Origin of the sequence: Amycolatopsis sp. NPDC051716, assembly GCF_040681595.1 — a bacterium.
Taxonomy (GTDB): Bacteria; Actinomycetota; Actinomycetes; order Mycobacteriales; family Pseudonocardiaceae; genus Amycolatopsis.
The window spans coordinates 26,098-47,951 of the sequence record NZ_JBFAZA010000023.1 but is presented as its reverse complement, the minus strand read 5'-3'; the positions used below and the strand labels follow the sequence as shown (position 1 = coordinate 47,951).

At 69.8% G+C, this 21,854-nt stretch carries 19 protein-coding genes and 1 tRNA gene; 11 read left to right on the top strand and 9 right to left on the bottom strand.

Going from position 1 to position 21,854, the window contains the following annotated elements:
- Positions 1-110: 110 nt before the first annotated feature.
- Positions 111-4,256 carry a LamG domain-containing protein gene (locus AB0M30_RS29135; RefSeq protein ID WP_364589869.1) on the bottom strand — a complete coding sequence of 1,382 codons (4,146 nt, stop codon included), beginning with the start codon at positions 4,254-4,256 and terminating at the stop codon, positions 111-113.
- Between the two features lie 623 nt (positions 4,257-4,879).
- Here AB0M30_RS29135 and AB0M30_RS29130 point away from each other — a divergent pair.
- A complete protein-coding gene (locus AB0M30_RS29130) occupies positions 4,880-5,194 on the top strand; it encodes a hypothetical protein (RefSeq protein WP_364589866.1) in 315 nt (104 codons plus the stop codon).
- A 468-nt stretch (positions 5,195-5,662) separates the two neighbouring features.
- Here AB0M30_RS29130 and AB0M30_RS29125 read toward each other — a convergent pair.
- Positions 5,663-5,735, bottom strand: a tRNA-Lys gene (locus AB0M30_RS29125).
- Positions 5,736-5,846: 111 nt separating this feature from the next.
- Between AB0M30_RS29125 and AB0M30_RS29120 the strand changes: the two genes are divergently transcribed.
- Entirely contained in the window at positions 5,847-6,383 is a 537-nt protein-coding gene (locus tag AB0M30_RS29120; RefSeq protein WP_364589863.1) for an AAA family ATPase, read from the top strand.
- 72 nt (positions 6,384-6,455) lie between these two features.
- Here AB0M30_RS29120 and AB0M30_RS29115 read toward each other — a convergent pair whose 3' ends face one another.
- The gene (locus AB0M30_RS29115) at positions 6,456-7,304 is read right to left on the bottom strand and encodes a hypothetical protein (RefSeq protein ID WP_364589860.1); all 849 of its coding nucleotides are present in this window, start codon (positions 7,302-7,304) and stop codon (positions 6,456-6,458) included.
- Positions 7,305-7,516: 212 nt separating this feature from the next.
- Here AB0M30_RS29115 and AB0M30_RS29110 point away from each other — a divergent pair, with 212 nt between their 5' ends.
- A complete protein-coding gene (locus tag AB0M30_RS29110) occupies positions 7,517-8,059 on the top strand; it encodes a DinB family protein (protein ID WP_364589857.1) in 543 nt (180 codons plus the stop codon).
- A gap of 4 nt (positions 8,060-8,063) precedes the next feature.
- On the opposite strand, the gene AB0M30_RS29105 is transcribed toward AB0M30_RS29110, so the two are convergent.
- Positions 8,064-8,705 carry a TMEM175 family protein gene (locus AB0M30_RS29105; protein WP_364589854.1) on the bottom strand — a complete coding sequence of 214 codons (642 nt, stop codon included), beginning with the start codon at positions 8,703-8,705 and terminating at the stop codon, positions 8,064-8,066.
- 68 nt (positions 8,706-8,773) lie between these two features.
- On the opposite strand from AB0M30_RS29105, the gene pcaB reads away from it, so the two are divergent.
- Both pcaB and AB0M30_RS29095 read left to right on the top strand, forming a co-directional pair.
- Positions 8,774-10,327: a 3-carboxy-cis,cis-muconate cycloisomerase gene (gene pcaB, locus AB0M30_RS29100; protein WP_364589851.1), complete on the top strand. Its 1,554-nt coding sequence runs from the start codon at positions 8,774-8,776 to the stop codon at positions 10,325-10,327.
- Positions 10,328-10,429: 102 nt separating this feature from the next.
- Entirely contained in the window at positions 10,430-11,437 is a 1,008-nt protein-coding gene (locus AB0M30_RS29095) for an SCO0930 family lipoprotein (RefSeq protein WP_364589848.1), read from the top strand.
- Between the two features lie 15 nt (positions 11,438-11,452).
- Here AB0M30_RS29095 and AB0M30_RS29090 read toward each other — a convergent pair whose 3' ends face one another.
- A complete protein-coding gene (locus AB0M30_RS29090) occupies positions 11,453-12,157 on the bottom strand; it encodes a DUF4383 domain-containing protein (RefSeq protein WP_364589845.1) in 705 nt (234 codons plus the stop codon).
- Positions 12,158-12,347: 190 nt separating this feature from the next.
- Between AB0M30_RS29090 and AB0M30_RS29085 the strand changes: the two genes are divergently transcribed.
- On the top strand, positions 12,348-13,232 hold the full coding sequence (locus tag AB0M30_RS29085; protein WP_364589842.1) for a hypothetical protein: 885 nt from the start codon (positions 12,348-12,350) through the stop codon (positions 13,230-13,232).
- A 6-nt stretch (positions 13,233-13,238) separates the two neighbouring features.
- Here the strand turns inward: AB0M30_RS29085 and AB0M30_RS29080 are convergent, their stop codons facing one another.
- Both AB0M30_RS29080 and AB0M30_RS29075 read right to left on the bottom strand, forming a co-directional pair.
- Positions 13,239-14,456, bottom strand: coding sequence for an alpha/beta hydrolase-fold protein (locus tag AB0M30_RS29080; RefSeq protein ID WP_364589839.1), 1,218 nt, complete (start codon positions 14,454-14,456; stop codon positions 13,239-13,241).
- A 144-nt stretch (positions 14,457-14,600) separates the two neighbouring features.
- The gene (locus AB0M30_RS29075) at positions 14,601-15,563 is read right to left on the bottom strand and encodes an alpha/beta hydrolase (RefSeq protein WP_364589836.1); all 963 of its coding nucleotides are present in this window, start codon (positions 15,561-15,563) and stop codon (positions 14,601-14,603) included.
- A gap of 152 nt (positions 15,564-15,715) precedes the next feature.
- On the opposite strand from AB0M30_RS29075, the gene AB0M30_RS29070 reads away from it, so the two are divergent.
- Both AB0M30_RS29070 and AB0M30_RS29065 read left to right on the top strand, forming a co-directional pair.
- The gene (locus AB0M30_RS29070) at positions 15,716-16,165 is read left to right on the top strand and encodes a MarR family transcriptional regulator (protein WP_364589833.1); all 450 of its coding nucleotides are present in this window, start codon (positions 15,716-15,718) and stop codon (positions 16,163-16,165) included.
- A 37-nt stretch (positions 16,166-16,202) separates the two neighbouring features.
- Positions 16,203-17,045 (top strand): SAM-dependent methyltransferase, encoded by an 843-nt coding sequence (locus tag AB0M30_RS29065; RefSeq protein WP_364589830.1) that lies wholly within the window; start codon positions 16,203-16,205, stop codon positions 17,043-17,045.
- Here the strand turns inward: AB0M30_RS29065 and AB0M30_RS29060 are convergent.
- A complete protein-coding gene (locus AB0M30_RS29060) occupies positions 17,042-17,971 on the bottom strand; it encodes a patatin family protein (RefSeq protein ID WP_364589827.1) in 930 nt (309 codons plus the stop codon). The two genes, AB0M30_RS29065 and AB0M30_RS29060, sit on opposite strands and share 4 nt — an antisense overlap.
- 112 nt (positions 17,972-18,083) lie before the next feature.
- On the opposite strand from AB0M30_RS29060, the gene AB0M30_RS29055 reads away from it, so the two are divergent.
- Genes AB0M30_RS29055 through AB0M30_RS29045 form a run of 3 tightly spaced genes read left to right on the top strand, consistent with a single transcriptional unit; the run spans position 18,084 to position 21,642 of the window.
- The gene (locus AB0M30_RS29055; protein ID WP_364589824.1) at positions 18,084-18,629 is read left to right on the top strand and encodes a PadR family transcriptional regulator; all 546 of its coding nucleotides are present in this window, start codon (positions 18,084-18,086) and stop codon (positions 18,627-18,629) included.
- Positions 18,626-20,638: an NADPH-dependent 2,4-dienoyl-CoA reductase gene (locus tag AB0M30_RS29050; protein ID WP_364589821.1), complete on the top strand. Its 2,013-nt coding sequence runs from the start codon at positions 18,626-18,628 to the stop codon at positions 20,636-20,638. Before AB0M30_RS29055 ends, AB0M30_RS29050 begins: the two co-directional genes overlap by 4 nt.
- Positions 20,639-20,688: 50 nt before the next feature.
- Positions 20,689-21,642, top strand: coding sequence for a prephenate dehydrogenase (locus tag AB0M30_RS29045; RefSeq protein ID WP_364590115.1), 954 nt, complete (start codon positions 20,689-20,691; stop codon positions 21,640-21,642).
- On the opposite strand, the gene AB0M30_RS29040 is transcribed toward AB0M30_RS29045, so the two are convergent.
- On the bottom strand, positions 21,643-21,852 hold the full coding sequence (locus AB0M30_RS29040) for an antitoxin (RefSeq protein WP_103341725.1): 210 nt from the start codon (positions 21,850-21,852) through the stop codon (positions 21,643-21,645).
- Positions 21,853-21,854 lie beyond the last annotated feature (2 nt).

Genomic DNA, 21,854 nt, shown 5'->3' with positions numbered 1-21,854 from the left:
GAGACCAAGGGCCAATGCCCGTCTGCATCTGGGGAAGCGCACGAAGCCACGCGAGTGAGTCATCTCTGCCTACCTAGGTCTGGTGGGCGCTCGACGCGCCGAAGCCGGTGCTAGTGGGTGACGCCGAAAAGGCTGCCGGGGTCGTCGGCCTGTCTGTCGAAGTTGATCCCGGCGATGCCGCGGAGCCCGGAATAGGCCCGCACGCCCGCCAGGCCTCCATACCAGGTGTCGCTGCGCCGTCCCGTCCACACCCCGTGGCCGAGAACGAGACCGCCGCTGGAATCCCGGGCCACGACTCCACCACCGTCGGGCGTGTTGACGTAGAAGTTCTGCTTCGCCCCATCCACGTAGAGCGCGATATAGCCGGTGGCGGCATCATAGGTGGCAGCAAGATGCGTCCACGTGTTGTCGGCCGCGACGGCGTCGCTCAACACGATCCGGCTGTCATTGCCGGTCGCGGACGGGGAAACCAGGAAACTCCACCTGCCGTGCTGGGCACCCGATGCGTCGGCCCACGGCCGGTAACCGAGCAGCAATGGCGAGAACTGGGCGTCGGTCGTGCTGACGACAGCCCGGGGAGAGGGGTCGACCGGACCGTTCACGGATGCGTCCGACGCCGTCCAGGTGTGCTTGACCCACGCTTCGAACGTGAACGACTTGTCGGTCCGCAGGGTCGCGGGCCTGGTGGTCGCGACTTCGCCGCCGTCGACGGTGAACTGCGCCGCACACGCCGCGGGGTTCCCTGCGGTGTCGGTGTCCGTGCCCAGTGAAACCCCGCCCGATGGCGTGCCCGCACTCTGGGTGACGTTGTCGACGTACCGCAGGCTGTTCATCCCCGCGATCTGGTCGTCGGTTAGTGCGTGTGACCACACCTGACCTTGGTCGAGCACTCCCTTGAACAGATTCTTCCCACCGGGCTCGGCTCCGAGCATGAGCGGCCCGTTCGCTGTCCACGCCGCGGCCACCGTGGCATCGGCTTCGTGCTTCCCGTTCACCGACAGCCGGAGTTGCCGGGTCGTCTTGTCGAACGTCGCGGTCAGCATGGTCCACGTCCCCGCCTGCGGAACCGAGGTACTCATCGCCCAGGTCATCGCCGCCGCTGTGTTGTCGGCCGGGGACATCCCGAACGCCCAGCGGTTGGCTGTCTTGTCATAACGCAGAACGAAGTTGGCGGCTTGGGTGCCGGCTTGCGAAAAGACGGTGTGGTCGGCGTTGAGATCGGCGGGGTTGACCCAGGCCGAGACGGTGAAGGACCTGGCGGTGTCCACCACCGGGCCAGGGGTGGATCCGTAGCCGCTCGAACCGTCCAGCTGCAGGCCGCCGCCATCGTGGCCGGGTACCCAGGTATGCCCGCCGGTGAGGGTGACGGTGTTGCCGCGGCCGGTGCTGTCGGCGGCGGTGTTCCCGCTGGTCTCCCCAAGCGCCCAGCTCGCCTGCAGCGACGGGACCCGTGAGGTCGCCGACGTCAGCTCCGATGCGCAGCCCTCGGCGAGGCCGTAGTTCGCGAGCGGCACGGCCACGCCGGCCAGGTCGTGGACGTCCTGCCCGGACAGGGCCCGCTGCCACACCTGCAGGTCGTCGAGCGAACCGTGGAAATAGTCGGCGCGGACCCCGGCCCATTTCGCCGCGCCCAGGACCGCCGGTGCGGTTGCGGCCGTTGGTTGGGCGATCACCGTGCTTTGTTTCGCGCCGTCGACGTAGAGGGTCGCGGCATGGGTCGACGCGTCATACGTCCCCGCCACATGGGTCCACACCCCGGTCTGGGGTGGTCCGCTCGAGAAGGCCCAGGCGGCCGCCGGTGTGACCGAATCATCGACCGAGACGCGTAGCGCCCAGGAGTTGGTTTCCTTGTTGTACTGCAGGGCCAGCGCCATCGCCTGGGTGCCGTCTTGGGCGATGATGGTTTGCGAATGCGTGGTGTCGGTGAGCTTCGCCCAGGCCGCCACCGTGAACGACTTCGTCGGATCGAGCACCCGATCACCGGTCTCGGCGTAGCCGCTGGTGCCGTCGAGGTTGATCGCGCCCTTCACGCCGTCGCTGTAGCCGCTGGTGTCGGGGTGGGTCCAGCTGGTGCCGTGGTTGTAACCCGCACCTCGGGTGACGCCGCCGGACGCGGTGGCCGGGTGAGTGGGCAGGGTCGCGTTGTCCGGCGTCGACGACGCGGCGTCGACCAACGTGGTGCCGGACGGTTCGTCGGCGCTCCAGGCGGCGACCAGGTTCTTGCCGGGGGTGAGCGGCTGGACGTGGTAGGAGCAGGACGGCCCGTCCAACGCCGGATTCGATTCGGCGAGCACCACGCAGGTGGCGTCGGGGCTGGGCATGCCGGCCTTGTTCACCGACTTGACCTTGATCAGGTTCTGGTTGCCGTTGGCCGCCACCACTTTGAGCGCCGTCGTGGCGACCATCTTGCCGTCGGCGTCGACACCCTGGGTGGCCGGCGCGGTCGGCGAGCCCTGGGTCTGGGGTTCGGAACCGTCGGTGGTGTAGATGAAGTGGTCGATGTCGTAGAGGTTCTCGGTGGCCATGCCGGTCCACACGGAGAACTCCACCGCGTCACCCTGGACCTTCGGGTCGGTCCAGGACGCCATCGCCACCACGGGCGGCGCCGGTACCTTGGTGTCCACGGTGAACTCGCAGTTGCCGACCCAGTTCGACCACAGCTCACCGTCGTAGGCCTGCATCGACCAGTTGTAGATACCGTCTTCGTTGATCCACCCCGGCGGGACCGCCGCCAGCTGCGCGGTCGACTCCTGGTTCGACCCGCCCGTGCCCACCGACACGAGATTGTCGCCGTTGTCGTGAACGTAGACGTTGTGACCGAGCGCACCGTACGCGAGGGCGAACTTGCCGTAGAGCGTGCCACCGTCCGGATCGGACAGCCGGCCCGCGAGCTGCGGCGTCTTCGTGTACACCCACGGCCGGTCCGACCCCGACGCGCACGGCAGCGTCCCGTTCTGCATCGACAGGGCCGCCGGCGAGTTGGGGTAGGAATCGTAGTTCACCGCGAAGTAGGGGTTCAGGTCGAACCGCCGCCACGCCGCCACCCCATCGCCTTCGTTGGCGGCCGCGAGCACGAACCACGTGCTCTGCCAACGGTTCGCCGCCGCGTCCTTGGCCGCCGCGGTGGCATTGAACACCCCATCCACGTTGGGTGTGTCGTGGCAGTTCGCGACGTTCATCGTGGACACCTGGTAACTCCAGCCGGGCTGCGCGGCCCAGGTCGTGTCGGGCGAGGCGGGGTTCGACAACCACAACCCGGTCGGCTTGGCGTCCCCATCGCACTTGGCGCTGTGCTGGACCTTGGTGTTCAGCGACGCGCTGTGCACCACCGTGCCGCCCAAGCGCTCACTGTTCATCTGGATGTAGGACCGCGACGTCCCGGCGCTGTCGAAGTTTTCGTAACCCGCCTTCAGGTTCGACAGGTCCCCGTCCGTGGCGTTCCAGTTGCGCGCGCCCGGGTGTCCGGACTGGACCACCACATGCGCTTGGTTCCAGCACGAATTGCAGTCGTAGCCCGGGTCCAGCGACACCGGGTACCGGGTGGCCGGGTCGTTCAGGAACGTTTGGTCCGGAGTGATGGTCACCTTGTCCGGGGTGAGGGCGACATCCATCACGGCCTCCCGCCGGCCGCCGCCCTCGCCCAGCTCCCGTTCGGCCGGTGAGCCGTCACCGGAAGAATCCCACATCCGCGAGGCGTTCCCGGAGAAAACGACTCGCCCAGCCGCGTCCTTGACCTCGAGCCCATCGGTCGGAGCAGCCTGCGCCGGCGTACCAGGCCCCTGACCTTCGGCAACGCTGACAGTCGTATTGCGCGTGTGCAGGCCGAACGGGATCTCCCGCAGCTTGGGGTTCTTCGCCGCCTCCGCCGTCTTGACGACCAAGTTCTCCGTGAAGCCTTCGGGAGCCGCCTTCACCGTCAAGTCAACGCCCGGAAGCACTTCCGCGTAAGTGGCCGTGTCACCAGTCAGCGCCGGCGCCGGCAGATCGGCCGTCCACTTCAGACCGACCTCTTTGCCGTCCTGCCCCGCTTGCACGATCGGCACGCCCGCGGAGCCCGTCCCACCAGGGTTGAGCTTGACGTCGATCGTGACCGCCTTCGGCCCCACCGACCCGTCCGCCCGCCGCACCAGCGTGGTGTCCACCGGCGCCCACGCCCCGGCCTGCTTCACCCGGACCGGGTGGACGTACTGCGTCATCGTCCACGAACCATCCGGATTCGCCATGGTCTGCGACGTCTCCGTGGTCTCCGAGCTCACTTCGACCGGCTTACCACCCGCACGGGCGTAAGCGGTCGCCGTGGCCTTGTCCGGAGCCGAACCCGGAACAACCCTGGGTGTATCGGCATGAGCCGGCGCGACCATCCCAACAGTCCCCACGCCGACGGCAGCGCACACCAAAAGAGCGCGCCAACGCGCACCACAAAAACGCACGAGATCCCCCTCGCCCAAGAGCACCAGCACACAGCCGGGCCCCCGACGAACCCAAGATCACCCTGACCGATCAGACTACGAAAGAAAAGAGACCAACCGGTGTATTCACCGCACAGTAACCAGCTTGACAAAACCTCCCATAGCTAATAAAAGCACTATTTCGCCCGAATAAGACATGACTTGACCGCGCCACCACTTGAGTTGCGTCATGCCTGTTCAGCGGGTCCCGCGAGGCACTCGAAGCGCATGCTTAAGCCATCCGATGCACATGTGGGCGGTGAAGCCGGATGGAGAAAATTTCGGGTCTCTACAAGCGGTGTGAGTGCCGCGACGGCGCCCGACGACGGATTCGCCTCACAACAAGCAGCGCGACAGGCCCGCGACTACACCTGCAACCTGGTAGCAGCGACCCGGCCCCCACGATGATCACCACCGCGCAGTGGCTGCAAATGCGACTGGACATCCGGCTCGGACCAGGCGAGTCAACGCTGCGGGGCTACCGCCAGCACATCCACGCTTACCTCATCCCTTACCTCGGCGGGCACCTGCTCAAGGAACTGACGAACGCCCACGTCCAGGCGATGTTCACCGCGATCATCCGCACCTGCGGCTGTGCAGGCCTGCCGGTCACCGCCGGCACGTTGCGGCGCATCCACGCCACCGTGCGCGCTGCGCTCAACGCCGCTGTCCGGCGCGGGCTCATCGACCGCAACCCCGCCCGTTACGTCGAACTCCCCCACGGACGATCCGGCCCGACGCACTGACCCGCCTCTTCCGCCTGTTGAACACTCGCTCAGGGCTGCCGCCGATCCGGTTGCACGACCTGCGCCCACGGCGCCGCCAGCCTCTTCCTCGCCACCGGCAACGACCTCAAAACCGTCCAAGACAAGCTCGGCCACGCCGGCATCGTTCTCACCGCCGACACGCACCACCACCACCCGCCTCCGCACACCACGCCGACGGCACCGCGCAGATGCTCGCCGGCCCGTGACCGCTGGCAGGCGAACCAGCCACACAACCATCGCCGCCTGAGAACCAGGAACCGAAAGACCTATCGACCGATCAGAAAGGGCAAAATCAACCGCGGCGAAGGACGCCCTCAACCGACCCACTTGCCATGCCGTCACATATTCGCTGTTCAGGGCCCTACAAGGGCCCACCCAAGATCACGTCAAGCTCGCAAGGCCCGCAGACACGAACATCCCCACTGGTCAGCAGGGATGTCGATCGAGTGGGCCGCCTGGGGCTCGAACCCAGAACCTACGGATTAAAAGTCCGCAGCTCTACCAATTGAGCTAACGGCCCGTGCCACCAGTTTAGCCAGGCCCCGGTCGGGCCCTCGCACGCCGGGTGCGGCTGAGGGTGCCGGGAAGGTCAAGACTGGTTCTTCGCCAGCTCGCTGGCCATGATGCGTCCATGCCTGGATCCCTGCTGATCCTCACCGGGCCGCCCGGTGCCGGGAAGTCGACCGTTGCCCGGATGGTGGCTGCCGATGGCGTGCGGCCTGCCGTTCACCTGCACACCGACAGCTTCTACGTCTGGATCCGGACCGGGTTCGTGCCGCCTTACCTGCCTGAGGCCGCCCGGCAGAACGAGGTCGTGCTCGGGGTGATCGCCGAGGCCGCCTGTGGGTATGCGCGTGGGGACTACGACGTGGTGCTCGATGGCATCGTGGGCCCCTGGGCGCTGCAGCCCTTCCGGGACGCCGCGCGGCGCGACGGTCTGGACCTCTACTACGTCGTGCTCCGGCCCAGCCTCGAAGTCACCCTCGCCCGGGGGATGGCCCGCGACGCGCCTCAGCTCACCGACGTCGAACCGCTCAAGGGGATGTACGGCGCGTTCGCCGGGCTCGGCGAGCTGGAACGGCACGTCATCGACACCACCGGACAGGCCGCCGACGAGACCGCCGATGCCGTGCGACGCCGGGGGTGCTCGGCCGCGTTCGCGCTCTGATCCTCTGTGGACGAACGTGGACGAACGAAAGCGGACGCGCGGGACCCGATCCAGGTCCCGCGCGTCACGCCGTCAACACTGGACGAACAGGCCCGTGTAGGCAGTGCACTTCTTCGACGCCTTGTCGTTGGCCGCCTCCGGGTCGGCCGGTGCGCTCGCTGCTCGCTGAGCCGTTGTCGTGAACGCTCCCCAGGCGAAGAAGCCGCCTTCCGAGGTGAACTTCGCCGTGGCCGAGGCGCCCGGGGCCAGGGTGCCGATCGCGCAGGTCAGCGTCGCGCCCGAGCGGGTGCAGCCCGTCATCGAAACGACCGTGCGGCCGGTGCCCGGGGTGGCCGTCACGCGGACGCCGGTCGCCGTGGCCGGGCCGGTGTTCGACACCTTGATCACGTACTCGACCTGGGCCACCAGGCCGGGGCGCGGGGTGGCCGTCAGCGCCACCTTGACGTCGGCCTCGTCCGGCGGGGCGATCGTGACGGCCGGGCCGTCTTCGACGGCGAACGCGTAGTTGTCGCCGGCGAACTGGTGCTGGAGCGTGAACTGGCCGGGCGCGACGTCGTCCTTGACGCGCAGGGTGAACGTCACCGTCCGGCTCTCCCCCGCGTTCAGGTCGCCGACGCCGCCGCGGAAGCTGCTGAGGTACGGCGCGCACGGCGCGATCGCCCCGTCGCAGGAGACCAGGTCCACCACGTCGGCGATCGGCTTCTCCTTGACGTAGAGCGCCGCCTTCGCGCCCGTGACCGTGAAGTCCGCCGGGTTGGTCAGCTGCTCGGTGACCGTGAACGTGGTGCCCGCGCGCACGGTGGTCGCGCTGACGTCGATCGTGCTCGCGGGCGGGGCCGCGGACGCGACGGCGGGCGACGCGCCCAGGGCCGCGGCCGCCAGCGCGGCCAGCACGGCGGCTCTTCGTCCGGTTCGCTGCATAGTGTGATCTCCTGGTTCCGAACCGAGGGGTGCCGCTCCGACCGGTGAAACTGGCGTGCGCAGCAGGGGTGACGAAGATCAGATCGGCGCACCCCGAAATTCGTTACCGGGTTCGTGAAACCGTGCTTGAACTGGGGTTTCGCGGCGGTTGCCCGATCACCGACCGCGACGGCGAACCGAAAATTGTCGGACCCCTGTGGCACGCTCCGCGCATGACCGAACACACCACCCCGGTGGCGGCTCCGCTCCGCCTGACCGGCCCCAGAACCGACCCGGCGCCGGTCGCTGACGAGCGCCGGGCGCTCACCGAAAGCCTCGAGTACTACCGGCGCACCTTCGAGCTGAAGTGCGCCGGCCTGAACCCGGCGCAGCTGTCCGAACGCTCGGTACCACCGTCCACATTGACCCTGCACGGGCTGCTGCGGCACCTCACGGGCTGCGAACGCTGGTGGTTCCGGATCCAGTTCGCGGGCGAGGACCTCCCGAACCTCTACTACTCCGACGACGACCCGGAGCAGGACTTCACGGACCTGGGCGGCGACGTCGACGAGGCGTTCTCGTTGTGGCACGCCGAATGCGCGCGTTCCCGCGAGATCGTCGCGGCCGCCTCACTGGAGCAGACCGGCATTCGCCGCAGCACCGGCGAACCGTTCACCCTGCGCTGGGTGATGCTGCGGATGATCGGCGAGTACGCGCGCCACATCGGCCAGGCCGACCTGATCCGCGAGCGGATCGACGGCGAAACCGGCGAATGACGGCTCAGGCAGCTGCCGTCCGGCGGCGGAAGCGGGAAAGGAGGTTGACCACCAGCGGAACGACGATCCAGCACGCGTAGGCCCAGTGCGTGAAGAAGGCGACCGGGATCGAGATGGCGAACGCGGCGATCATCGCGCCGATTCCGCGGTAGACCGTGCCGAAGAGCTCCGGCGGGGTGTCCGCGCGGTAGAGGTGGTTCCGCTTGATCTGCCAGGCCATGAGGAGGAACAGCGTCAGCGCGACGACCTGCACGACGGCGTAGAAGACGAAGCGGAATTCGAACCCGCCGTCTTCGGCGATCACCTTCGTGGCGAAGGGCATGATCACCTGCATCAAGAGCCAGCCGAAGGTGAGGCGGGCGAGCCCGCCGCCGAGCGTGGTGACGTAGTTGAACAGGCGGTGGTGGGCGCGCCAGTGGCCGCCGATGACGATGAAGCTGATCAGGAAGGAGACGTATTCGGACTGGTGATGACCGAGTGACCGCAGCAGCTCGGCGCTGGTGGCGCCCTCCGGCAGCGGCAGCTCGAGCGCGAGCAGCGTGATCGCGATGGCGACGACGGCGTCCGAAAAGAAGGTCAGCCGCTCGGCGGCGATGGCCCGGGTTTCGGAGCCGGCGGTGTCCTCGGCGGACGGAGCGCTGGTCATGGCGGATGAGCGTGCCAGACCCGATCGTGCGGCCGTCGGTGAGGGCGGCCGCGTGCGATGCTGACGCCATGACCGTCGACCCCGATTCCGGACTCCTGTCCCCGGTGCGGGCCGGTACGCCGGCCGAAGCGTCGACCGGTGACGAGGCGTGGTTGCGCGCGATGCTCGACGCCGAGGCGGCGCTCGCGAGGGCGCAGGCGCGGCTCGGGACGGTGCCGCCGGAGGCGGCCGACGCGATCACGGAAGCCGCGGGCAAGGCGCGGATCGACGTCGCCGAGCTGGCGCGCGGGTCGCGGGCGACCGCGAACCCGGTCGTCGGCCTGGTGAAGGCGCTGACGTCGGCGGTCGACGAGCTCGCGCCCGGTGCCGCCGAGTACGTGCACCGCGGCTCGACCAGCCAGGACGTCTTCGACACCGCGATGATGCTGGTCGCCGACCGGACGCTGCGGCCGCTCGCCGCCGACCTCGACGCCACGGCCGAGGCGCTGGCCGGGCTGGCCCGCGCGCACCGGGACACGACCATGGCCGGGCGGACGCTGACGGCCCACGCGGTGCCGACGACGTTCGGGCTCAAGGCCGCGGGCTGGCGGCAGCTGGTGCTGGACGCGGCCGTCCGCATCCGCCGCGTGCTCGACGGCGGGCTGCCGGTCTCGCTGGGCGGAGCGGCCGGAACGCTGGCGGCGTACGTCGAGTACGCGCGCCTCGCCGACGAGACGGCCGCCGGCCTGGACGTCGGCGACTACGTGGTGCGGCTGACCGCTGCGTTCGCCGAGGAGACCGGGCTGGCCGCTCCGGTGCTTCCGTGGCACTCGCTGCGGACGCCGGTGGCCGACCTCGCCGGTGCGCTCGCGTTCACCGCCGGGGCGCTGGGGAAGCTGGCCGTCGACGTCGAGACGCTCAGCCGGACCGAGCTGGGCGAGGTCGCCGAACCGGCCGCCGATGGGCGGGGCGGTTCCTCGGCGATGCCGCACAAGCGGAACCCGGTGCTCGCGACGCTGATCCGGTCGGCCGCGCTGCAGGTGCCCGTGCTGGCCGCCGGGGTCACGCAGTCGATGCTCGCCGAGGACGAGCGGTCGGCCGGGGTCTGGCACGCCGAGTGGCAACTGGTCCGCGAGTGCCTGCGGCTGACCGGTGGTGCCGCGTACACCGCCGCCGAGCTGGCGCGCGGGCTCAGCGCGGTGCCCGAGCGAATGGGGGCGAACCTGGCGTCGACGCACGGGCTGATCGTCTCCGAACGGCTCTCCGCCGTGCTCGCGCCGCTGCTCGGCAAGGCGAAGGCCAAAGAGCTGCTGGGCGAGGCGTCCCGGCGGGCGGTGCGCGAAGACCGGCCGCTCCGGGACGTGCTGGACGAGCTGCCCGCCATCACCGGCGTGCTGACGGCGGCCGCGCTGGACGAACTGCTCGACCCCGCCGGCTACACCGGCGCGGCGGGCGCCCTGGTCGACCGCGCCCTCGACGACCGCGCACTCGACGGCCCCCTCCTCGGTGACCGCGCCCTCGGCGACCCCATCTCCGGCGACCGCGTCTTCGGCGACCCCCTCCCCGGCGACCGTGCGCTTGGCGACCCCATCCCCGGCGACCGCGGCCTCGGCGACGGACCGGAGCCGGGCCGTTCGGAGTAGCCGGAAATTCCTTTGAACCGTCCTCGGCGGGGGTCCGTGTAGTGGGTATCAAGCAGCCGCACCGAGCGGCGGGAAACCCCAACGGATACAAGGAGAACTTCCATGCTTCGCATGCGCATCGCCGTCTCCGTCGCCGCGGCGGCAGCCGGGCTGGCAGTGCTCACCGCTTGCTCGGGTGCCGAGACCGCTTCTCAGCCGGTTGTCGCTCCCGCGGCGGCCGGTGGCACCGGAGGCGGCCAGGCCGCCAACGGCCAGGTAGGAAACGCTGCTCCGGCGTCGAACGAAGGCAAACTGGTCGTCGCGGACGTCGCCGACCTCGGGCAGGTGCTCACCGACCAGAACGGTATGACCCTCTACCGGTTCGACAAGGACACCGCGAAGCCCCCGAAGTCCAACTGCGACGGTGACTGCGCCAAGGCCTGGCCGCCGATGCTGGCGACCGGGGACGTGCAAGTCCAAGGCGTCGACAAGAACATGGTCGGGAAGGTGACACGCTCCGACGGGACCGAGCAGATCACCGTCGGCGGGTGGGCGCTCTACCGCTACGCCAAGGACACCAAGCCCGGCGACGCGAGCGGCCAGGGCGTCAGTGGCGCCTGGTACGCGGCGAACGCCAAGGGCGGGAAGGCCGGCCAGGCCGCGGCGACCGGCTCTCAGGCCGGTGGCGTCAAGCTCAGCGCCAGCAAGATCGACGGCCTCGGCGACGCGATCGTCGACCAGAACGGCATGACGCTCTACCTGTTCCAGAAGGACACCAAGAAGAAGGCCTCCGCCTGCAACGGTGACTGCGCCAAGACCTGGCCGCCGGTCCTCTCCAACGGCAAGGTCGAACTGCAGGGCATCGACTCGAAGCTGCTCGGCAGCATCAAGCGCCAGGACGGCTCGGAGCAGGTGACCGTCGGCGGCTGGCCCGTCTACACCTTCTCGAAGGACACCAAGCCGGGCGACGCGAACGGCCAGGGCGTCAACGGCACCTGGTTCGTCATCGAGCCCGCCGGCTGCAAGCTCGGCAGCAACCCGAACACCGCCGCCAGCCAGCAGCAGCAAGCTCCGGCCGGCAGCGGTGCGGGCACCAATGACACCTCGGGTTCCGGTGGCACCACCTACTGAACCACCCCGAACCTGCTAGTGGGCGAGGCCCGGCGGACGCTCTTCGTGAGTGACCTCCGGGCCTCGCCCCTTGTGGTCACGACGCAGGAACGACCGGCGACGCGGCTCCTCGGTGACCCCGTCGGTCTGGACGCGGTCGGTGTGGACCCGGTCGGCGTCGACGCGGTCGACCGGCTCGACGTAGTCGGTCCGGTCCGTGCGGCCGGTCCGGTCGATCACCTCGGTGCGCTGCTCGGCGACCGCCGGCTCGTCGACCGTCTCGTCTTCGGGCAGCAGGATGGTGCGGCGGGCCGGCAGGACCGCGATCAGCAGGCCGAGCGCGGCGACACCGAGGTGCAGCCACGTGTCGGCGCGCCCGATGTCCAGCGGGTTGCCGGCGTTGGCGAAGGGGTTGGTCGAAATGAGGCCGTCGATCATGAGGCCCCACACGAACAGCAGGCCGTAACCGATGAACAGCAGCCAGCCGAACGTCCGCGCGCGGCCCGAGCCGAACGCGAACAGCAGGCCGACGACCCCGGTCACGACGCGGACCAAGCTCATCAGCGGGTTGGCGGAGAACCGCCAGAACCCGGCGTCGTGGTGCCCGGCGAAGTTGCCGAAGCCGGTCCTTGTGAATCCGATGATGCCGACGACGAGGAACGCGATCCCGGCCAGTCCGGCCAGCACCTGCGCCGGCTGCAGGCCTCGGACCCGGATGCGTGCGCCTTTCGCGTGAACCATGACTCCAGTCCTTCCCAGCGGGTGGTGACGACCGTCACCGCCCTCAGGTACCCCGCGAACACGGTGAGCGAAACGATCCTGCTTGCCCGCAGGGCCCCGGTGCGTTCCCGGATCGGGCCTGGTTCGAGAGCTATCCCACAAACCGGCCCGTTCCGGCGAACAGCGCACGGCCGTTCCGGCAATCCGGATCATGCGCAAGCTGAGCGGCATCTTCCTGGTGGGGCTGTGCCTGGGGGCGATCGGCGCGGTGGTGGTGACGGCACGTCACAGCTCCGCCGAGGCGCCTCGGCCCATCGCGGTCACCGAATTCGTCACACCGACGTCCGAGACGCCGGCGCCGGCTTCGACGCCGTCCCCGGCACCCAAGAGTGAACCGTCCGCCACGCCGGCGCCCGCGGCCAAGGCGGAGCCGGTCAAGGTGACCGCCGCCGCGCTCGACAAGATCGTGCGCGACGGCGAAGTCAGCGCCGTGGTCTTCGACCGGGAGCGCGGCGCGGCGATCACCTCCGTGCGCGCGGACCGCGCGTACACCTCCGCCTCGCTCGTGAAGCTGCTGATCGCGCTTTCCGTCCTCGAGCGGGGCGGTCCCGTGGCGGACGTCCAGCGGATGCTGTCCCGCAGCGACGACGACCTCGCGAGCCGGTTCTGGTCGGCCTACGGCGGCCCGGCGATCGTGACGCGCTGGGCCACGAAGCTCGGCCTCACCGGCACCCGGCCGCCGGAGGATCCCGGTCGCTGGGGCGACACGCGCATCACCGCGGCGGACATCGTGCGGATCTACCAGTACCTGCTCGACCACAAGTCGGCCGCGATCTTGAACGCGCTGCGGGACGCGACCGAGCGGGGGTCCGACGGGTTCCGGCAGTACTTCGGCATCCCGGACGCCGCCGCCGGGCAGCAGTGGGCGGTGAAGCAGGGCTGGTCGTGCTGCCGGCCGACGCGGGTGCTGCACACCTCGGGCGTGGTCGGCCGCTACATCGTCGTGGTGCTGACCGAGCACCCCGCCAAAGTCGACTACGCGACCGGCTCGAGGCGGGTCACGGAGATCGTCTCGGCGCTGCTCGGCGGCGGCTGAGGCGGCTCAGCCGGCTCCCTGGTCGGTGTCCGCCAGCCCGCCCGCCGCGCCCGACCGGGGCAGCGGCCACGGCTGCACCCCGCCGGTGGTCTCGACCGGCCGGCCCGCCGTGGCGGGAGGTGTCGTGTGGGCACCGATCCAGGTGAGGATTTCGGGGATCTGGGACTTGAAGGTGTTCATGTTGTGGCCCGCGTCCGGCACCTTCCACGCCGAAAACCGGACCGGGGACCGGACGCCGGCGCGGATCAGCTCGGCCGCCGCGCTCTCGAACTTCTCGTTCTCACCCCAGATGGCCAGGATGTCCACCGGGGACGGGTGGAGGCGGACCGTGATGCCGACGTTGTTGGCGTCGTCAACGTCCTGACGGCCCTTGTACAAGTTCTCCGTCTCGGCGTCCATCTGGGCGCGGTCGTAGCCGCTGACGCTGACCGCTTGGCCGTACCACTGCGGGTGCCGGGTCACCAGGTTCATCGCGCAGTAGCCGCCGGAGGACCAGCCGGCGAAGGTCCAGGCCTTCCGGTCCGCCGACACGCCCAGCTTCTGCAGCGCCCACTCCCGCAGGTCCGCCGTCAGGTACGTGTCGTTCGCGGTGCCGTTGACCTCGTCGACGCACTCGGTGTCGTGACCGATCTTCGGGACGCCCGTGGGGTCCGGCATGATCACCACGACCGGGGGCAGCACGCGCTTGGCGATCGCCGCGTCGAGGTGTTCCGGGAGCTTGTACCCGTCGGTGACGACCTCGGGCCCGGACGGGTAGTTCGGGATCCACTCGATGACCGGGAACCGGAGATTCTTGTAGGCCGGTTCGAACTGCTGCGGCGGGAGGTACACCGTCACGTCGCGGGTGAGCTTGGTGCGCCGGCCGGTCACCTTCATGTGGGCGACGGTTCCCTTGCCCTCCCTGGCGTGCGCCGCACCCACCTCCCGGACGACCTCGAGGTTCTCGCCGTTCGCGCTCGTCTCGGCGTCGATGGTGTTGGCCGCGTAGGCGCCGGTGCCGAGCAGCGAGCCGAGGGTCGGGAAGAAGCCGCCGATCATGTTGCCGGCCAGGCCGGTGGTGACGACGATGGCGACGACCGCGCAGAGGATGGTGGCGGTGCGCCACAGCAGCTTGCGCTTCCACCGCTCCCAGAACAACGGGATCGCGATGATCGCCAGCAGCGTCACGACGATCACGATGCCCATCGTGATCGGCGAGTCGAGCCGGATGCTGCTGAGGTGCATGACAACGGTCCTTCCGGGCGGGCAGAAATGCGCGCCCGGATCGCGGGACTCGCGTATATATCACGTTTGAGCCCCCTCGCACGTTGCGACCTTGTGACCTCCGCCATAGGGCCGCAACGTGCGGTGGGCTCAGCGCTTTCTCAACTACGCGGCCAGAGCGCGCGCCAGCACGGTGACGGCCTGGGTGATCGCGGCCTCGGCGGCGTGGGTCTCGCGCAGCGCGTTCACCATCACGAAGTCGTGGATGATCCCCTGGTACCGGACGGCGGTGACGGGCACACCGGCCTGGCGCAGCTTCGCCGCGTACGCCTCACCTTCGTCGCGAAGGACGTCGGCTTCGCCGGTGATCACCAAAGCCGGCGGCAGCCCGGCGAGCTCGTCGAGCGACGCGCGCAGCGGCGACGCCGTGATTTCCGCACGCTGGGCGGGATCCGTCGTGTACTGGTCCCAGAACCACTTCATGCCTTCGCGCCCGAGGAAGTAGCCCTCGGCGAACTGCCGGTACGACCCGGTGTCGAAGTTCGCGTCGGTGACCGGGTAGAAGAGCACCTGCTGCTTGAAGGTGACGTCGCCGCGCTGCTTGGCCAGGATGGTCAGCGCCGCGGTCATGTTCCCGCCGACGGAGTCGCCGGCGATGGCGATGCGCGAGGTGTCGAGGCCCTTTTCCGCGCCGTGCTGGGCGACCCACTTGGCCACCGCGTAGTTCTCCTCGATGGCAATCGGGTAGCGCGCCTCGGGCGAACGGCTGTACTCGGGGAACACGACGGCGGCGCCCACTCCGGCCGCCAGTTCGCGCACCAGCCGCTCGTGGGTGTGGAAGTCGCCGAACACCCAGCCGGCGCCGTGGATGTAGACGATCACCGGCAGCGGGCCCTCGACCCCGGCCGGGCGCACGATCCGCGTCTCGACGTCGCCGTTCGGGCCGCCCGGGACGGTCAGCACCTCGATCTCGGCGGGAGCCATGGCGATTTCGCCGTCCTGGACGCCGTCGACGGCCTTGCGGCCTTCCTCCGGCGCCAGCTGGAACAGGTACGGCGGCTGGTCGGTGGCCTCGGCGAACGCCTGCGCGGCCGGTTCGAGGGCCAGGTTGTGCGGGTTGGCGGTCATGTCGTCCTCCTCGGGGTGGAAGCTGATGTCATGAAGGTAGCTCGCAATTCAGTTGTGCACAACTAATTTGAGTTCAATGAGATGCGGGGCACTTAAGTTGCCGCCCAGCCGGATCGCGCGCACCATGGACAGCCAAGGAAGAGGAGGCCGCCATGGCATCGCTGCGGCTGGACGACCAGCTCTGCTTCGGGCTGTACTCGGCGTCGCGCGCGGTGACGTCGCTGTACCGGGTCGTCCTGGAAGACCTCGATCTGACCTACCCCCAGTACCTGGTCATGCTGGCGCTCTGGGACCAGGACCACCGGCTGGTGAAGGAGCTCGGCGCCGAGCTGAACCTCGACTCGGGCACGCTTTCGCCGTTGCTCAAGCGGCTGCAGACCGCGGGCCTGGTGGTCCGGAACCGGCAGGCCGACGACGAGCGCTCGGTCCGCGTCAGCCTGACCGAAAGCGGCAAGGCGCTGCACGAGAAGGCGCGGGGCATCCCCGACGTGATCGGCGCGGCGATGAGCTTGGACGAAGCCGGGCTCGCCCGGATGCGCGCCGAACTGGACCGGTTGACGGAGTCCGTCAACGCCTATCGGGAGGCGTTGTCGCCGGCGTGATCGTTCCCGTGGCAGCATGGGCCGCGAAGGGGTGGTCATGATCAACCACGACGACGCGCTCAAGGCCGTCGCAAGCAGTCTCGACCGGCCGTCCGCCGCGCGGATCTACGACTACTTCATCGGCGGGAACACGCACTACGCGATCGATCGCGACTTCGCCGAGAAGGTCCGCGCCCGGCTGCCGCTCATGGGCGAGTACTGCCTCACGAGCCGGCAGTTCCTCGGCCGCGCGGTCCGGCAGTGCGTCCGCGAAGGCATCCGGCAGTTCGTCGACGTCGGCTCCGGCCTGCCGACCGCGGGCAACGTGCACGAGGTCGCCGACGAAACCCGCCCCGAGCTGGACACGCGGGTGCTCTACATCGACAACGAGCCCATCGCGCTGGCCCACTCGACGCTGCTGCTCGCCGACACCGCCGACCCGGAGCGCCACCACGCCATCGCCGCGGACTTCCTGCAGCCGGACGACCTCTGGGAGCGGGTGAAGGCGTCGGACCTCATCGACGTGCGCGAGCCGATCGCCCTGGTGATCAACGCGGTCATGCACTTCGTCAAGGACGAGCAGGACCCCGATCGGCTGCTCGAGTTCTACCGCGCCCGGCTCGCCCCCGGGTCGCTGCTGGTGCTGTCGCAGATGACCAACGAGAACCCGGTGAACGAAGACGAGCGGCAGGCGCTGCTCGACCTGCTCGAGTACTACGAGACCACGACGAACCCGGGTTTCCTGCGGACGATGGCCGAGTTCGAACGCTTCTTCGGCGGCTGGCCGATGCTGGAGCCGGGGCTCGTCTACGCCCCGGCGTGGCACCCCGACGAGCACACGGTGTTCGCCGGTTCGCCGTCCGAGTCGCGGGTGATCGGCGGCGTCGCGCGCAAGCCTTAGGACGCCTCGCGCAGTCCGTCCAGCACGTCGAGGACGGCGCTTTTACCGAGGTCGACGGCCTTGCGCAGGACCTCGGGGTCGCGCTCCAGCACCGCCACGTCCGGTGCACCGGCCGGCGGGCGGACGGTCAGGATGCGCGGGTCGGTGGTCACCGTTTCTTCGTCCTCGACGTCCCGCCGGTAGGTGTCCTGCCAGGCCGGGATCGCGCCGGGGGCCTGGCGCCGCAGGAACCGCGGCACGACGACGTCGTGCATCCGCGGCGGCGGCACCGGCAGCTCGTCGGCGCGGCGGGTGCGCAGCACCAGGACGTCGGTGGCGCCCTGGGCGAGCGCGGTGCGGTACGGGATCGGCTCGGCCACGCCGGCGTCGACGAACCGGCGGCCGGCCATCGGGATCGGCGGCCCGGCCAGCACCGGCATGCACGACGACGCGGCGAGCGCGACCTTGACCGCGTCGACGTCGTCGAGGAAGGGGTGCAGGTCGGTCGACTCCCCCGTGTCGGCGTCGGTGGCCAGCGGGTGGAAGGTGACCGGGTTGGCCAGGATCGCCGGGAAGTCCATCGGCTCGAGCACCGAATAGACCTGGTGGACCAGGTATTCGAGGTCGATCACCGCGCGGCCGCGCAGGGTGTGCAGCGGGTTGATGATCCGGCGCATCACCACCGGGTTCCACCACGTCCGGACGCCGGTGGAGGATCGGCCGCAGAGCAGCCAGGCGCCGTTCAGCGCGCCGGCCGACGAGCCGTAGACGGCGTCGAACGCCGGTGTCACGCCGAGTTCGTCCAGCGCCAGGACCATGCCGCTGGAGTACGTGCCGCGGCTGCTGCCGCCCTCGATGGCGAGCGCGAGGCGCCTGCCGTCAGTGCGCTCTCCCGGGACACTAGCCGACGCCATCCGTTCGGAGATCAGTTCGAGTACCGGGTGCACCCCTCCATCCTGGTCTTTTCGATCGATTAGTCGACCCGTTTTGTGCCACCCGGGTGGGTGAAGTGATGCGCGCCTCGTTGCACTGCAACTAGTTGCATAGCACGCTCCAAGCATGGCACTGGAGCACGCGATCCTCGTTTCGCTGTCCGAGCGCGCCGGTTCGGGCTACGAGCTCACGCGCCGCTTCGAGAAGTCGATCGGGCTCTTCTGGAGCGCCACCCACCAGCAGATCTACCGCGTGCTGAAGCGGATGGAAGAGGCCGGCTGGGTGGCCGTCGACGTCGTCGCGCAGTCGGGCCGCCCGGACAAGAAGGTCTACACGGTGAGCGACAGCGGACGCGCCGAACTCGTCCGCTGGCTGGCCGAGCCGGATCCGTCCGCCGGGCCGGTCGAGCTGGCCGTGAAGATCCGCGGCGCGACCTTCGGCGATCCGGCGAAGGTGGCCGAGGAGATCGTCCGGCACCGCGCGAAGCACGCCGAACGCCTCGACGTCTACCGCCAGATCGAGAAGCGCGACTTCCCCGCGCCGGCGGCCCTGACCGGCCGGCACCTGCACCAGTACCTGGTCCTGCGCGGCGGCATCCGCGTCGAAGAGGGCCAGGTCGAGTGGTTCGACGAAGTCCTGACCGCCCTCCACCACCCCGAGGACGCCCGATGAGCCCGTACCCGCACCTGCTCAGCCCGCTCAACCTCGGCTTCACGACGCTGCGCAACCGCGTCCTGATGGGCTCGATGCACACCGGCCTCGAAGACAAGGCATCGCACTTCCCCGAACTGGCCGAGTACTACGCCGAACGCGCCCGCGGCGGCGTCGGGCTCATCGTCACCGGCGGGTTCGCGCCGAACCGCACCGGCTGGCTGCTGCCGCTCGCCTCCAAACTGACGACGTCCGCCGAAGCCAAGCAGCACCGGCAGCTCACCGCGCCGGTCCACGAAGCCGGCGGCAAGATCGCGCTGCAGGTCCTGCACGCCGGCCGGTACGCCTACCACCCGCTGAGCGTGTCCGCGTCGAGCATCAAGGCGCCGATCAACCCGTTCCGGCCGCGCGCGCTCACGAGCCGAGGCGTCCGTCAGCAGATCAACGCCTTCGCCGACTGCGCCGCTCTCGCGCGCGAAGCGGGCTACGACGGCGTCGAGATCATGGGTTCCGAGGGCTACCTGATCAACCAGTTCCTGGCCGAACGCACCAACAAGCGCACCGACGCCTGGGGCGGCACGGCGGAGAAGCGCCGCCGGTTCGCCGTCGAGATCGTCAAGCGCACCAGGGAAAAGGCCGGCGGCGACTTCATCATCATCTACCGGCTTTCGATGCTCGACCTCGTCCCGGGCGGCCAGCGCTGGGAAGACGTCGTCGCGCTCGCGCAAGAGGTCGAGGCCGCCGGCGCCACGATCATCAACACCGGCATCGGCTGGCACGAGGCCCGTGTGCCGACGATCGTCACGTCGGTGCCGCGCGCCGCCTTCACCTGGGTGACGGGGAAGCTCAAGCCGCACGTGACCATCCCGGTCGTCACCTCGAACCGGATCAACATGCCGCAGGTCGCCGAGGAAGCCTTGAGCAGCGGCGACGCCGATCTCGTGTCGATGGCCCGGCCGTTCCTCGCCGATCCCGAATGGATCCGGAAGGCCGAGACCGGCCGCGAGGACGAGATCAACACCTGCATCGCCTGCAACCAGGCCTGTCTGGACCACGCCTTCAAGCGCAAGCTGGTGTCCTGCATGGTGAATCCGCGGGCCGGCCACGAAACGACGTTGACGCTCGCGCCGGCGCGGCGGTCGAAGCACGTCGCCGTCGTCGGGGCCGGCCCGGCCGGGCTGGCGGCGGCGACCGCGCTGGCCGAACGCGGGCACGGTGTCGAACTGTTCGAGGCCGACGCCGAAGTCGGCGGCCAGTTCGGCATCGCGCGGAAGATCCCCGGCAAGGAGGAGTTCGCCGAGACCATCCGCTACTACCGGCGGCGGCTCGAAGTGACCGGGGTGAAGCTGCACCTCGGAAAGCGCGTGGCCGCGGCCGAACTCACCGGCTTCGACGAAGTCGTGCTGGCCACCGGGGTCGCGCCACGCGTGCTGTCGCTGCCCGGGATCGACCACCCGAAGGTGCTGTCCTACGTCGACGTCGTCAAGCTCGGCAAGCCGGTCGGCGAGCGGGTCGCGGTGATCGGGGCCGGCGGCATCGGCGTCGACGTCAGCGAGTTCCTCACGCACACCGATTCGCCCACGCTCGACCTCGACGCGTGGCTGGCCGAATGGGGTGTCACCGACCCGGAACAGGCGGCGGGCGGGCTCGGCACGCCGCGGCCCGAGCCGTCGCCGCGGCAGGTGTTCCTGTTGCAGCGCAAGAAGTCCGGCATCGGGGCCGGGCTCGGCAAGACGTCCGGCTGGGTGCACCGGGCCGCGCTCAAGGCCAAGCGCGTCGAGCAGCTCACCGGCGTCACCTACGAGCGGATCGACGACGACGGCCTGCACATCACCGTCGACGGCGTGCCCCGGCTCCTGGAAGTCGACACGGTCGTCGTCTGCGCCGGTCAGGAGCCGGTGCGGGACCTCGCCGACGACCTGCGGGCGGCCGGGCTGCCGGTGCACCTGATCGGCGGGGCCGACGTCGCCGCGGAACTCGACGCGAAGCGCGCGATCGACCAGGGGACGAGGCTCGCCGCCGCGCTGTAGCCACAGAAGCGTCCGGCACTGGCAGGATGGGGCCCGTGCGAGACGTATGCGTGATCGGGCTCGGGCTGATCGGCGGGTCACTGCTGCGCGCGGCGGCCGCCAACGGCCGCACAGCGTGGGGTGCCGCGGTATCCGAAGTGGACGCCGACGCGGCGAGCAGAGCGGGCTACGACGTCACGACGGACGTCGAAGCGGCCCTGCACCGGGCCGCGGCCGAGGACGCGATGGTCGTGCTCGCCGTGCCGCTCCCGGCCGTCGAAGACCTGCTGCGCCTGGTCAACCAACACGCTTCGCACTGCCTGCTCACCGACGTGACCAGCGTGAAAGCGCCGGTGCTGGACGCGGTCCGCCGTCGCGTGCCGTACACGCGGTACGTCGGCGGGCACCCGATGGCGGGGACGTCGAACTCCGGCTGGCCGGCCGGGGACGCCGCGCTGTTCCAGGGCGCCCCGTGGGTGGTCGCCGTCGAGGAGGACACCGACCTCGAAGCCTGGGCCGAGGTGGCGGAGCTCGTGCTGGCCATCGGGGCGCACGTCGTCCCGCTGCCCGCGGAGTCGCACGACGAAGCCGTCGCCCGGATTTCGCACCTGCCGCACCTGCTGGCGGCGATCCTGGCCACGATCGGCGCCGCGGGCGGTCCGCTGGCGATGTCGCTGGCCGCCGGGTCCTACCGCGACGGCACGCGCGTGGCCGGCTCGAACCCGCAGCTCGTCCGCGCGATGACCGAAGGCAACCGGGACGCGCTGCTGCCGATCGTCGACGAGGCGCTCGGCCGGCTCGGCGCCGCCCGCGGCTCGCTCGCCTCGACCGGTGGGCTCGCGGCCACGATCAACGCGGGATACGAAGGCGCGCAAGCGCTTGCGGCCAGCCTCGACATCGAACGGGCCGGGGTCCGGATCAGCCTGGCCGCGCCGGACGCGCGGCAAGGACTGATCGCGCTGGGCGAACGCGGCGGCCGGATCACCGGCCTCGCGGACGGGATCGCGACCGGCGAAGTCCAATAGCTACCGCGCCGGCGGGTTGTCCGGCGTGTCGTCGAACTTGTTGAGGAAGTCCTTCGCCTTCTCGACACCGGTGTCGATCTGGCCGTCGTGGCCGGCGAACTTCGACTTCGCGAAGTCGGCGGCCTTGTCGAGGCCCTCCTCGATCTTGTCGTTGTGCTCGCGCAGGGCCTCTTCGGCCTTGCCCTTCAACGCTTCGAAGTCGATTCCCATGG